This window comes from Coprococcus intestinihominis, assembly GCF_040096555.1.
GTDB classification, from domain to species: domain Bacteria; phylum Bacillota; class Clostridia; order Lachnospirales; family Lachnospiraceae; genus Coprococcus_A; species Coprococcus_A intestinihominis.
The window spans coordinates 15742-27206 of sequence record NZ_JBBMEK010000014.1; the positions used below are offsets into that span (position 1 = coordinate 15742).

Annotated in this window: 18 protein-coding genes; 7 read left to right on the plus strand and 11 right to left on the minus strand. The window is 40.0% G+C overall.

Annotated elements, in window-relative coordinates; genetic code table 11:
• Nucleotide 1: 1 nt before the first annotated feature.
• The 9 genes from WMO25_RS02205 to WMO25_RS02245 form a co-directional block, all read right to left on the minus strand.
• A complete protein-coding gene (locus tag WMO25_RS02205) occupies nucleotides 2-289 on the minus strand; it encodes a LexA family protein (RefSeq protein WP_349083835.1) in 288 nt (95 codons plus the stop codon).
• Between the two features lie 98 nt (nucleotides 290-387).
• Nucleotides 388-561: a hypothetical protein gene (locus tag WMO25_RS02210; protein WP_227082189.1), complete on the minus strand. Its 174-nt coding sequence runs from the start codon at nucleotides 559-561 to the stop codon at nucleotides 388-390.
• Nucleotides 562-571: 10 nt separating this feature from the next.
• The gene (locus WMO25_RS02215) at nucleotides 572-1081 is read right to left on the minus strand and encodes a hypothetical protein (protein WP_349083837.1); all 510 of its coding nucleotides are present in this window, start codon (nucleotides 1079-1081) and stop codon (nucleotides 572-574) included.
• Between the two features lie 41 nt (nucleotides 1082-1122).
• The gene (locus WMO25_RS02220; RefSeq protein WP_349083839.1) at nucleotides 1123-1530 is read right to left on the minus strand and encodes a hypothetical protein; all 408 of its coding nucleotides are present in this window, start codon (nucleotides 1528-1530) and stop codon (nucleotides 1123-1125) included.
• Nucleotides 1515-1943, minus strand: coding sequence for a hypothetical protein (locus WMO25_RS02225; protein ID WP_349083841.1), 429 nt, complete (start codon nucleotides 1941-1943; stop codon nucleotides 1515-1517). Before WMO25_RS02225 ends, WMO25_RS02220 begins: the two co-directional genes overlap by 16 nt.
• 2 nt (nucleotides 1944-1945) lie before the next feature.
• Nucleotides 1946-3583 (minus strand): hypothetical protein, encoded by a 1638-nt coding sequence (locus tag WMO25_RS02230; protein ID WP_349083843.1) that lies wholly within the window; start codon nucleotides 3581-3583, stop codon nucleotides 1946-1948.
• Between the two features lies 1 nt (nucleotide 3584).
• On the minus strand, nucleotides 3585-3869 hold the full coding sequence (locus WMO25_RS02235; RefSeq protein WP_349083845.1) for a hypothetical protein: 285 nt from the start codon (nucleotides 3867-3869) through the stop codon (nucleotides 3585-3587).
• Nucleotides 3860-4105 (minus strand): helix-turn-helix domain-containing protein, encoded by a 246-nt coding sequence (locus WMO25_RS02240; protein WP_227082183.1) that lies wholly within the window; start codon nucleotides 4103-4105, stop codon nucleotides 3860-3862. Before WMO25_RS02240 ends, WMO25_RS02235 begins: the two co-directional genes overlap by 10 nt.
• Nucleotides 4106-4130: 25 nt before the next feature.
• Complete coding sequence (locus WMO25_RS02245) at nucleotides 4131-4307, minus strand: hypothetical protein (RefSeq protein WP_349083847.1); 177 nt, start codon at nucleotides 4305-4307, stop codon at nucleotides 4131-4133.
• Nucleotides 4308-4402: 95 nt separating this feature from the next.
• Between WMO25_RS02245 and WMO25_RS02250 the strand changes: the two genes are divergently transcribed.
• Nucleotides 4403-5095, plus strand: coding sequence for a DUF4145 domain-containing protein (locus WMO25_RS02250; RefSeq protein ID WP_349083849.1), 693 nt, complete (start codon nucleotides 4403-4405; stop codon nucleotides 5093-5095).
• On the opposite strand, the gene WMO25_RS02255 is transcribed toward WMO25_RS02250, so the two are convergent.
• Complete coding sequence (locus WMO25_RS02255) at nucleotides 5055-5348, minus strand: hypothetical protein (RefSeq protein WP_349083851.1); 294 nt, start codon at nucleotides 5346-5348, stop codon at nucleotides 5055-5057. The two genes, WMO25_RS02250 and WMO25_RS02255, sit on opposite strands and share 41 nt — an antisense overlap.
• 144 nt (nucleotides 5349-5492) lie before the next feature.
• On the opposite strand from WMO25_RS02255, the gene WMO25_RS02260 reads away from it, so the two are divergent.
• On the plus strand, nucleotides 5493-5930 hold the full coding sequence (locus tag WMO25_RS02260) for a hypothetical protein (protein WP_349083853.1): 438 nt from the start codon (nucleotides 5493-5495) through the stop codon (nucleotides 5928-5930).
• 139 nt (nucleotides 5931-6069) lie between these two features.
• Here the strand turns inward: WMO25_RS02260 and WMO25_RS02265 are convergent, their stop codons facing one another.
• Nucleotides 6070-6237: a hypothetical protein gene (locus WMO25_RS02265; RefSeq protein ID WP_349083854.1), complete on the minus strand. Its 168-nt coding sequence runs from the start codon at nucleotides 6235-6237 to the stop codon at nucleotides 6070-6072.
• 177 nt (nucleotides 6238-6414) lie between these two features.
• On the opposite strand from WMO25_RS02265, the gene WMO25_RS02270 reads away from it, so the two are divergent.
• From WMO25_RS02270 to WMO25_RS02290, 5 genes are all read left to right on the plus strand, one after another.
• The gene (locus WMO25_RS02270; RefSeq protein ID WP_349083856.1) at nucleotides 6415-6801 is read left to right on the plus strand and encodes a helix-turn-helix domain-containing protein; all 387 of its coding nucleotides are present in this window, start codon (nucleotides 6415-6417) and stop codon (nucleotides 6799-6801) included.
• 740 nt (nucleotides 6802-7541) lie between these two features.
• Entirely contained in the window at nucleotides 7542-7793 is a 252-nt protein-coding gene (locus WMO25_RS02275) for a hypothetical protein (protein WP_349083858.1), read from the plus strand.
• Between the two features lie 339 nt (nucleotides 7794-8132).
• Nucleotides 8133-8978, plus strand: a complete 846-nt coding sequence (locus WMO25_RS02280) for a hypothetical protein (protein WP_349083860.1) — start codon at nucleotides 8133-8135, stop codon at nucleotides 8976-8978.
• A 50-nt stretch (nucleotides 8979-9028) separates the two neighbouring features.
• On the plus strand, nucleotides 9029-9796 hold the full coding sequence (locus WMO25_RS02285; RefSeq protein ID WP_349083861.1) for a type II toxin-antitoxin system PemK/MazF family toxin: 768 nt from the start codon (nucleotides 9029-9031) through the stop codon (nucleotides 9794-9796).
• A gap of 370 nt (nucleotides 9797-10166) precedes the next feature.
• A complete protein-coding gene (locus WMO25_RS02290) occupies nucleotides 10167-11402 on the plus strand; it encodes a site-specific integrase (protein ID WP_349083863.1) in 1236 nt (411 codons plus the stop codon).
• Nucleotides 11403-11465: the final 63 nt, after the last annotated feature.

Sequence of the window (11465 nt, forward strand, 5' to 3'; positions counted from 1 at the left end):
CTCATTCGGATCCAGATGTGCGCCGCAATACCGGCATATCTTGTAATATGTTTTCTTTTTCATCTACAATCACCTTTATCCCTTTGATCCACATCGTCCTGGATGCGTCCTGCTGCTTTCTTATGTATCCCATCTCTTCAAGCCTAGCCAGGCGTGCGTGAATCGTTGATGTTGATTTATACCCCATTCCTGTCATGATCTCCCTAACTGACGGGGAATACATATGCTGTATAAAGAAATCCCTTATAAACAAATACATCTGTTTATCCGATTCTGTCATTTTTCTCATCGAATCACCCCTGTAATCCCAAGATTCGTCTCGTCTGGTGCCAGTCTAGCCTTGCACCAGATGTTATTTCCAACCACTTCCGATACGTCTCTCATAATCTATCCTTTCTGCGCCATATGCTTTTCAAGCATCATGACCGCTTCCTGTATATCTGCATCTAATTCTTCTGTATGAATTTTCGCAAAACACCTGATGACTTTACGCCAGTCCTCCGGCGTATTCTTCATATGTGCCTTGGCGTTCTCATAGATTTTTCTAACTCTCTCATCCATTGCCTTCACCTCACCAGTTATACATATTGACAAATGCCGCAAGCTCTTTCAGGTCTTTCAGATTTAACCCGCTAGTTAATGCACAGCAATCCTCATCATAATGATTAATTTGATAATATACCCGGAATTCAATGGGAGTACCTCTTCTGTCATCGATAAGCTTTCCATCCTGATCATACACATTGCTGTCTTCATCGTCCCTGATGCATTCAACAGAAAATCCTCTGTTATCCTCCCAAGGAATATAAGTCTTGATATACGCTTCATCTCTTGATGCCTGCATCTTTAATAATTCCTCTTTGATATCACTAATAATTTTCTTCATATCCTTCACCATTCCCTTTCTCATTGTCCCAGTCGATCCGCTGACTACAAGCCGGACAATAACAATAGTCATCATACTCAAGTTCATAACGCTTGTAACAACGTGGGCAAACCCACATATCATACACAAGATTTCCTTCTGGATCATATCCATCCCCTTGAAGTTCTGGTTTCTTTCATTTGAATTTATCTTCATCAATTAATCTCTTTCTTTTACCTTCCTGCATAATCCCGAATTTACTGCTTCATTCTTGAATAAATAACTTGCAGTTTTCCGATAATCATATCTTCAGGAAATGTAAAGCATGTAATGATATCAAATACTTGGTATACAATGATGCCAACGCCTACAACAATCGTTGCGCCTGCAAGCAGCCCCCACAACGTTTCCCTAGTATCATAATCAGCTAAACGATCTATAGTCTTTTGTTCCGCATTGTACTTCATCCGTTTGACAGCATATTTACTCACCGGCAACAAGCAAACGCCAATTATCATCCATACAATGCTTGTTATTATTTCGTAGGTAATATATTTATCACATAACTGCTGCAAGTACGGGATAACATTTTCAGAACTCCAGTCGATGACAATACCAAATCGTTCTGCAAGTGCATCTATGACTTTGATTACTTCATCTGACATTTGTCTTTCTCCTTCCTGTATTTGACCCTGTCCTCTGCTCTGGCCAGATCCACGTTCTCCGGATAAGCACGTTTCAGCATTCCTTCCGTTGTCCAGGAGGTCTTCCCGTTTGCGAAAACAACGATAACTCCCGTCTCGGTAACTTTACACAGGTGAGCCTTTACAAAATGATCATCTGCTGTATGTATAACAACCGGTGTATCCACAGGGACCATTGGCCAGTCAATATCGAATGGAACATATTCCTTTTCAGCCCATTCTCTTAATTTCAGCCAGCACTCGTTACCCCTGAAATCGCAGGTCGTGCAGGTGATATCTGTGCATCCTACCGGCGTACCATCCTGGCATGCTAACCTGTCCCCACTCGTCGCAATCAGTGCAATCTCATCCTTGAATCTTTCTCTATTCTTCATGGCTAAACCTTTCTCAAACCTCTCAGATAATCAATTAGTGCCGTTCTGTTCGTTCTACAGTTGTCCAGATATTTATATCCCGGCTTCAGAAGATATTCATATGTCGAATGCGTTTCCTTCCATTTCCAAGATTCATACATCCATTCACGGATAACGATGCTGTCCCCATTCTGTAAGTCAAACCGGTAATATACTTCCTGTGCGTTCGGGACCCTGAACCATACTGGCCATGATCGATAATTTTCCAGGAATGCTTTCCTCTGCTCGTTATTCTTCATATCCGGAAGTTCCATTGGTTCCGGATCCGGTTCTTCTGCTGCTTCCAGATCACATACCATTCCAGCCAGAGCAGCAACGATAATCTTTTGTTCTTCAATGAATGCCGGCAGTGATGCTTCGTTTTTGTAAGCATCCAGATACTGATTGAGCTTACCTTTCTCCTTCTCTAGCAAAAGCTGTACAGTTACCTGCTGCCCTTCACTTTCTTCCGGCTCCTGCTGCTCATCGTCCGCTTCATCTTCATCAAAAACCTGTTCCGCTGCATACGCTTCGCCAACATCTCCCTGCCGTTCCAGTTCACTAAACAGATCTTCCCATGTATACCTGATTCTAATCTCTTTACCTGTTAATGCATTTGTAATCGATATATCGGAATAAAATTCAGCAATCCATTCAGTGTTTGCATATGTGAACTTTATCATCTTGGCAAAGAGCGTATCTCTGACATTGCTATTGAAATCATCCAAACCTTCATATTTCAGATCGCACTTTTCTATAACGGCTTCGGTAAGAAAAACCAACATATCTTTCCGCGCCCGCACGGTTCTCTCAGCGTTCTCCATAGCTACCACATTCCACATGGACTGCACTGCTGCCATCAGATAGAACCATTCGAAATTGCCGATGCATCCACTACGTCCCCATAACTGGATATAGTCATCAAACAGATTGATGTGGCATTCCTCTTCACCATTCCAGAAATACCAGCAGCGGTTATATGTTCCAAGATTATCCTTCAACTGTTCCTCTGCTGTGATTACATTTAACACCCTTGCGGCATAGTCCTTACGGAAGTATGCTTTCTTGTCCTCAATAAGTTTTCTGGCAAAAGTATTCAGGATTTCTTTTTCCTCTGGACTTGGCTTTCTGATCTCCGGCCCCTGCTGCTCCGGCACAATATCCGGATAATCATAAACATTCATCTGGCCAGGAATCTGTTCATCTACCACTTCCGGCTCGACGTCGAGCGGCACTTCCTTCATGCTTCGAATCTCCTTGACCGTCATATCCGGCGTGACATCTTCCCGTTTGTCTTCCGGAATATATAGCATCTCTTGCAGCTGCGACTTACTGAAATCCTTATACCGTTCATCAATGCCCGGCGAGTTGCCATCGATGGAGAACTGTTCATTAATCCGGATGCAGTGATTGACAGTTGACTTAGACATTCCGAACTCGTTCATAGCAAAATCATGGATATCCTTGTACCCGTCTTCAAGATACATCTCATTGTCCCTGACCTTCCTGAGGAAGAATCCTATTCCTATGTACTCCCTTGCCATTGCCGTCACCCTGTCACGGATAATGTTCTTAATATCCGCATAAGGCACTGTATCATACCAATTCGTTACGTTTTCCATATCACACCTCGATTACTACAGAATCTTCTTTCGCTCCTTCTCTCTCGTAATTCGGGTACCAGATACCGTCATGCTCAACCGACCTGAGAATATATCTCGGATCGTCTTCATCTCTTACCTGGTCTTCCGGAAAGTCTACCCTGATAGAATCCAGGATTGTGTTGATCATGGCATATCTCTCTGCGGCGCTGCCCATTACCAGCACTGCCTTATTGGAGATACAGTCAATAACACTGATCTCTCTATTCTCTAACTCCTGCAAGGTTTTATCATTCGCTAACAACATTTCTCTTCCTCCGTAATCTTTTCAAATTCAAGGTCCTTCACATGGTCAAGATCTGAAAAATCTTTACCCTCACAGCTCTCAATAAAGTTCATCAGAGTCGATCTTCTGACCTTCAGCTGCCCCAGCTTCAATGCTGGAAGAAATCCTTTTTTAATCAGCTGGTACACAAAACTTGTATTTGTTCTTAATACTTTCGCTGTTTCCTTAACGGTTAATACCTCATCAACAGTTGTCATTTTTATCCCTGCCTTTCTTTCCGACTTACCATAACTTTGTCTTTAACTTCAAATCAGACACCTTCTTTTCAAGTTCTTCCTGAAAAGTAACTTTAAGTACTTCGAGATGCATCATTGTAAAATGTTCAGGCAAATTATTCAGAAAATCCTGTACTGCTTTCTTTGATTCTTCTCGAATTTCTCCATATCTTTTTAATTCCATTTTCTACTCCTCCTTTATATAAACAGAGGACATCCTTGTAAACATTCATTGATTCTGCTATAATTTTCCTAACAAATGACGAAAGGATTGATTCAATGACCACTCATGTTAACGCATATAATTTGCATCCTGATTTTCCTAATGACACTCGTGAATTTGAAATAGAAATACCTAACAAATGCCCACACTGTTCAACTGCATATTCTTTAATCCCCCGTTATTCTAGCTATTTTATTGACAATTTCAAACAAATTCGTTTATACAGCGTATTTTTCTGCCCTTCATGTGAGAATGCCTTTTTCGCAGACTACGAATGCCATGAAGAATATTTCGGCGAATATAGTAGTCATTATTACGTCCTATACCCTTCACCAAAATCTACGAAATCATTTTCTAATGCTCTTTCTTCTTTATCCCCTAAATTCGTGAAGATTTATCATCAGGCCGAAATTGCTGAAAATTCTAAATTAAAAGAGCTGTGCGGTATTGGCTATCGAAAGGCTCTTGAATTTTTAATAAAAGATTATGCTATATCTAAGCATCCTGAAGCTCAGGAAGATATAGAGAAATCTTCTCTCAGCAAATGTATTGATGATTTTATTAATGACAATAAATTTAAAACACTGGCAAAAGCAGCTACATGGTTAGGCAATGACGAAACACATTATGTAAAAAAACATGAAAATTACAATGTTCAAGATATGAAACGTTTTCTGAACGCTGCCATCGCCTTTGTTGAGTATGAGCTTACTTGTGATGAAGCTGCTGGCTTTGTGACCAATTCTTAATGATATTGTTTAAGCGCTCTGATTCCCACATAACCTGATCAGCAAGCAATGATTGATCGCTGTCTCTTTCAGCCAGGAAGTTTCCATTCATATCCCAGTACTGCGTTATTTCGCGTACTGGGTCTCCTTTTATTCCAAGACCTCTTTTTGCCTTTACTTCAATTACCTGTATTGCCCTTACACTGTTTGGACCGCTTAATCTTTGCATTCTCCTATCCCTCCCCTCTTCCAATGATGCTTGTTCTTTAAGCATTTACTTGATATAATCATCCTATCGAATATTGAAAGGGTGAACGCTTTGTTAAAATATCTTTTAATTTTGTTTATTATCGTATACATACACTCAATTATTAAGAGTTGGAGAAACCTGCAGCAAATAACTTCTTGCATTCAAACGTTGCAGGATTATTTGTTCTCCGCCACCCTAAAAGCGATAGATTTTTACGAAGAAACACTTATTAAGACGCCTGATTACAATGCTCATTTATATAAGTTGTTGGCTCAATATCCTGAAATTTCTAAATTTACAAGCTACTGCTCCCCAACACTTTCATATGGAAGCTCTGATTTAGACACCTATAATGCTTCTGCAGATATATACAATGAGCTTTTAATGCGGCGCAACTTTTTAACAAGAGATTTTAAAGCTTCCTTCAATCCCTTCAATGCTTTAAAATCCTTACTTTCTTTGCCTAGCGCTATTTTTTCAGCAATAGGTTTTAATCTCGGCAATATTTCTTCAAAAATAGTCAACATATTTGGCTGGATTATCACTTACTTCCTGGGTATGTATGCGAATGAAATAAAAGCCTTCATATCATCCCTCTTCAAGTAATCTACTTACACACAAATACATGAGCATAAACAAGCAACTGCTTTCATAATGATTAAGTTCCGTTAGAAAGAAACTTTTGATAACAGCCACGATGATAAGAGTTATTATGGCTGTTATCAATTTAAATGATTTCATCCTCCTATCCCTCCCCTCTTCCAATACATTTTTCTTCTTCTTTCTTCTCTGCACGCTTCATGTCCATAATGGCTTCCCCTTTTCCCATCAGGTAGCCCTTATCAAATTCGGACATTGATGGAAGCGCTGTTGTTAATGTTTCAAGAATCTTCTTTTCTCTCTCAGACATCATTCAATCTCTCCTTTCTGCGTTTGTGTTTGTTGATATGCCTCAATTATATGTTGATATTCCTCTTTTGTCAACACCTTTTTGTTGATTTTCCACTTTTTGTTGAATATCAACTTTTTCTATTGACATTATGTAATTCATGGCGTACAATGGCATTATGAACTTAAGGAGGTGAGAAACATGAACGAACGTCTGAAGAAATTAAGGAAGACACTTGATCTGACACAGCAAGAATTTGCTGATAGATTAGGAATATCACGCGGCAACATAGGATCATATGAAGTCGGGAAAAGTGCATTAAGCGATGCAGTCATCTCTCTGATCTGCCGCGAATTCAACGTCAACGAAGACTGGCTCCGAACCGGCGAAGGTGAAATGTTCATCCAGATGACCAGAGATGAAGAGATAGCAGCATTCGTTGCCAAAGCATTGCGAACAGAGGAAGACTCTTTTAAAAAGAGATTCATTGCTATGTTAAGCGCGCTGGATGAGTCAGACTGGGAATCCCTTGAAAAAATTGCTCTCTTATTGGTAGACAAAAAGGAGCAGGACAAACCTACTCCTTAATCAATGGAATCACATGAGATTCCGAACGAAAGAAAGAATAAGATTCAGTTGTCGTTCGTTCATTTGTTTTAGAATTTCCACAATTTTTTCAAAAGTGCTGATGTTTTTCATATGTATACGCCCCTCTTTCCTTCGTTCGAATGTATGTTCTGATATCATGATAACATATTCTGTATCATTGTCAAGAACATTCGTTCGTATATTGAATATTAATGGTTACACTATTATTATCCTACTTTTTGGAGAGAAATGGGTTGTATCCGGGCAATCGTCCGAGATCTCGGACACTTTTTGAAGCAACTGTACTGTTCTGCGGTTATTTGTATGGAGAATCAAACAGATCGGTAATCCTGTAAAAGAATGCGCACAGCTATCATCTCCTTTGCTGATAGCCTGCCCATTTGACATTTAGACTATTCGGTGACAGATTGGTGACAGGTTGTGACAGATTTCAAAAAAAAGCTGTCACCAAAAAACCCAGTGTTTATGCGGCTTCCAGCGAAGCGTGACAGATGTGACAGCTTTTTTCAACTCCTAGAGATTTTTTCAAAATCTCAAAAAATTAAATGAACTTAAAAAAACCTGTCACATCTGTCACCGATAGTAAAAAAGCCAGTATTTATGCGGCTTTGCGCGTGACAGCTTTAAAATAAAAACTGTCACCAAACTGTCACCAAGCTGTCACCAACAGCAAGGTTCGTTAGAATTGTTAATGAGGTTTGATTATTCGGTGGCAGGTTGTGGCAGATTTCAGAAAAAAACTGCCACGCTGGAACCCAAGTATTTATGCGGCTTTCAGCAAAGTGTGGCAGATGTGGCAGCTTTTTTTAACTCCTAAAGATTTTTTGAAAATCTCAAAAAGTAAAATAAACTTCAAAAAAACTGCCACAGCTGCCACGGTATCAAAAAAGTTCAGTATTTATGCGGGTTTAGGCGTGGCAGATGCTTCAACAAAACCTGCCACAAAGCTGCCACCAACCTGCCACAATTAATAAGTCATTCGGGATCGTTCTGGCAGCCATCGAACCGAGAAGAAAGTTTTGATTATTCGATGACAGTTTTATGACAGAAAATGACAGTTTTAAAATGAAAACTGTCATCAAGAAAACCCAGTGTTTATGCGGGTTTGCGGGTAGCTATGACAGAAATGACAGTTTTTTTCAAGTTCTAAAGATTTTTAGAAAATCTCAAAAAAATAAACTAACTTCAAAAAAACTGTCATTTCTGTCATCAGAGTAAAAAAGCCAGTATTCATGCGGCTTTGACGATGACACTTTCAAAATAAAAACTGTCACCAAGTTGTCACTATTAATAAAAAGGGGATATGATCTATGAATAAGAAAATCACAACTGCTATGGTCATTGTAGCTATGTCCATGTCAATCATGGCATGCGGTGGAACGCAAAAAGAAACATCTGCTCCAGCAGAAACTCAGGCTCAGACATCTATTGCGATAGAAAGTGCTGCATCTACTGAAGCACCTGAAACTGCAGCCGAATCAGAAACACCTGCAGAAGTTGGATACTATACCATCTACTCTTCTCAGTCCGGATCTGATGAAGCAATTGTAAAAGAAACACTTGAGAGCATGGGAGTAACTGCAGATAATACAAACCTGACATTAGATGCAGACGGAACTGTAACGATGATGAATGTCGGTGAAAAATTAACCGGCACATGGGGCGATGGCAAGATGTCTGTAGAAGGCACTGACTATACATACAGCCTTGAAGACAATATGTTCACATTAAAATCCGGTGATGTCACATTCGTCTTTGAAAAAGCCGGCAGCGAAGCAGCTTCCGCTGATACCGGCAAAGATTTGCCAGATGGAGATTATTCAGACATGGGTGCCGGCACAATGTACCTGAACACTGCAGGCGGTACATCCGAAAACGGAAACATCCCTGTATTGTTCGAATCATCTGACATCGTAACAGATCAGATGGATGTCAACACAAGTGACTTCGATAATACAAAGTTGTCCTACATCTACATTGACGGCATGCTGAACACTAAAGAACAGTTGGGAGACGCTCAGTGCGGCATCACCCTTGAAAAAGATGCCTTAGCAGAAGGCACACATAAAGTCGAAGTTGTCCAGTACGACACCAACGAACCCGACGGTACAATGGTAACATACAAAACAGCATCTTACGAAATCCAGTACAAATAAACGCTTGTCTACTTTACAAACTATTTTTATTCACAAGAAAGAGAAATACTATGGGAAGAACACTAACAACGCAAGAATTAATCAAACACAAAAATCAAGCGTTATCTAAAATTGATAATTATCTTACCAAGCTTGCAACGGATCCCAATACGAAAATTCAAAGCAAAGCTGACAAATTAAGCTATTGGATAAAAGATTGGACCAAATTTCTTGAATATGAGCAAAATTTCAATGCATCAAGTTTGAGAAGATACAAGCGCGGGGAAATTGTGAAAGTACATTTAGGCTACAACGTTGGAAGCGAAGAAGGCGGTTTACATTATTGTGTAGTTGTAGAAAAGGATAACTCCAGGAACTCTCCTGTCCTTACAGTCGTTCCTCTCACTTCTATCAAAAAGAAAACCGATCTGGAACATCTCCGACCAGGTGAAATTGATTTGGGTAATGAACTTTTTACAAATTTAAATTCTAAAATTTCTTTTACTCAGAAAAAAATCGAATCAGAATTGGAGGAATTAGCGAAATCGTTAGATACACTTGCCGATGATGCGCCACTAGAAGAATTTAACAAGCTCCACAGTAAGGTTAATAAATTAAAAAAAGAAGCTGATATGTTTGGTCGCATGAAGGATGAAGTGTCTAAGATGAAAATGGGCAGTATTGCTCTGGTCAAACAAATTCGTACTATCAGCAAAATTCGAATTTATGACCCCAAAACCAATTTTGACATTTTAAGCAATGTCAAACTATCTAATGAAAAACTTGATTTGATTGATAACGAAGTGATTAAAAATTTTACTGGACGTAAAAATGTCTAATTTTGTCAAGCTAAATTTGATTAAATCTGTACATTTTTTATTGACAAATGCATATAATGAGGTTATAATTAAGTACGCTAAAACACAGCCGTTAACCGGCAGTATAGAAGACACAGCTCCCAGACAACTGGCGAGCACTAATTAAAAGCCTCGTAGAAATACGGGGCTTTTTTCGTTTAATAAAACAAAATAGCAAAACCGCCCAGTGTTACCAGCACCGAACGGTTTTACCTAGATTTCTTGTACAAGCCGGAGCTTGTGACACAATACATCCTAGACAAATGTATTGTATCACAAAAATCCGGCACCGTACAGGTGTATTTTTTATACCTTTTTTAGGCTCGACATCGAGCCGGATTGGAGTGATATTATGGCAAAGATAAACGTTACAAAACGTGGTAAATTCTATCAGTATCGATTTCAGTTAGCTTCCCAGAATGGGCAGCGTAAATGGTTTTCAAAAAGTGGATTTAAGACCAAGAAAGAAGCGGAAGCTGCCGGCATCAAAGCCCTGGCACAATACAACGAAACAGGATTGACTTTTAAACCTTCAGAAATATCTGTTTCTGATTATTTTAATATCTGGTTGAATAGTTATTGCAAAACACATTGCAAAGAAACCACTATCTATTCATACCGGAAGAAAATAGACAAGATGATCATCCCGGAACTCGGTAAGTATAAATTAAAAGCGCTCTCTCATCCAGTTCTGCAGAAATTCATGGATGACAAATTCAATGAGGGATACAGCCGGAATTCCCTGGCTGTCCTCAAAGGTATCCTGTCTGGAGCCTTAAAAGAAGCAGTAAAAGACGGATACATCAGCCAATCACCTATGATCTATGTTGATATCCAAAGTGACCGTATAAAGCCAAAAGTCCCGACAAGAAAGAAACCCAAAGAACTTGTTACCCCGGAACAATGGCAGGCGATTATAGAGCGATTTCCAGAAAGCCAGCCAGCGCATATCCCTCTGATGCTTGCTTATCACTGCGGCCTCAGGCTCGGCGAAGTCTTCGGTCTGATGTGGGAAGACATCGACTTTGAAGCTAAAACATTGTCTGTCAATCGCCAGGTGCAGATGAGCAATACTTCAAAGCAATGGACCTTCACAGATCCAAAGTACAATTCATTCCGGACAATTGACATTGATGATGCCATCGTCAACCTGCTCCGGCGTGAACGAGCCCATCAGAACAAAGCCAGATTATATTATGCCGAATACTATACACAGCTCTGCGTGTCCGGATACGTCCCTGATCAATCCGATCATTTGTACAATAGCGGCTCACTCGGCACAGACGGTACTCCTGTCCATATGATCATGGCCCGTGAAAACGGCACATTTATCCAGCCAAGAATCATGCAGCATGTCGGCAGAGTCATCCACGGCAAGGCCGGCAAAGAATGCCCTTGCATTTCTGAGAACTGGGATTTTCATTCTCTCAGGCATACCCATGCAACAATGCTGTTGGATGCCGGCGTTCCTCTACCTGCTATTCAGTACCGGCTCGGCCACACTCATATCAATATGACTGAACATTATACAAACCATGTCACAGACAATATGCGAGATAATATCAGGAAAGCAATCAGCAGTCTTTAAAAGAAAAAATCTCCCGGACACCTTGACGGAATCCGGGAGATTTTTTATGCACACGTGCACACA

Excerpts from the sequence above, each read along its gene's own strand:
- WMO25_RS02205 (WP_349083835.1), bottom strand. The coding sequence starts at position 289 with ATGAGAAAAATGACAGAATCGGATAAACAGATGTATTTGTTTATAAGG.
- WMO25_RS02210 (WP_227082189.1), bottom strand. The coding sequence starts at position 561 with ATGGATGAGAGAGTTAGAAAAATCTATGAGAACGCCAAGGCACATATG.
- WMO25_RS02215 (WP_349083837.1), bottom strand. The coding sequence starts at position 1,081 with ATGAAGATAAATTCAAATGAAAGAAACCAGAACTTCAAGGGGATGGAT.
- WMO25_RS02220 (WP_349083839.1), bottom strand. The coding sequence starts at position 1,530 with ATGTCAGATGAAGTAATCAAAGTCATAGATGCACTTGCAGAACGATTT.
- WMO25_RS02225 (WP_349083841.1), bottom strand. The coding sequence starts at position 1,943 with ATGAAGAATAGAGAAAGATTCAAGGATGAGATTGCACTGATTGCGACG.
- WMO25_RS02230 (WP_349083843.1), bottom strand. The coding sequence starts at position 3,583 with ATGGAAAACGTAACGAATTGGTATGATACAGTGCCTTATGCGGATATT.
- WMO25_RS02235 (WP_349083845.1), bottom strand. The coding sequence starts at position 3,869 with ATGTTGTTAGCGAATGATAAAACCTTGCAGGAGTTAGAGAATAGAGAG.
- WMO25_RS02240 (WP_227082183.1), bottom strand. The coding sequence starts at position 4,105 with ATGACAACTGTTGATGAGGTATTAACCGTTAAGGAAACAGCGAAAGTA.
- WMO25_RS02245 (WP_349083847.1), bottom strand. The coding sequence starts at position 4,307 with ATGGAATTAAAAAGATATGGAGAAATTCGAGAAGAATCAAAGAAAGCA.
- WMO25_RS02250 (WP_349083849.1), top strand. The coding sequence starts at position 4,403 with ATGACCACTCATGTTAACGCATATAATTTGCATCCTGATTTTCCTAAT.
- WMO25_RS02255 (WP_349083851.1), bottom strand. The coding sequence starts at position 5,348 with ATGCTTAAAGAACAAGCATCATTGGAAGAGGGGAGGGATAGGAGAATG.
- WMO25_RS02265 (WP_349083854.1), bottom strand. The coding sequence starts at position 6,237 with ATGATGTCTGAGAGAGAAAAGAAGATTCTTGAAACATTAACAACAGCG.
- WMO25_RS02270 (WP_349083856.1), top strand. The coding sequence starts at position 6,415 with ATGAACGAACGTCTGAAGAAATTAAGGAAGACACTTGATCTGACACAG.
- WMO25_RS02280 (WP_349083860.1), top strand. The coding sequence starts at position 8,133 with ATGAATAAGAAAATCACAACTGCTATGGTCATTGTAGCTATGTCCATG.
- WMO25_RS02285 (WP_349083861.1), top strand. The coding sequence starts at position 9,029 with ATGGGAAGAACACTAACAACGCAAGAATTAATCAAACACAAAAATCAA.
- WMO25_RS02290 (WP_349083863.1), top strand. The coding sequence starts at position 10,167 with ATGGCAAAGATAAACGTTACAAAACGTGGTAAATTCTATCAGTATCGA.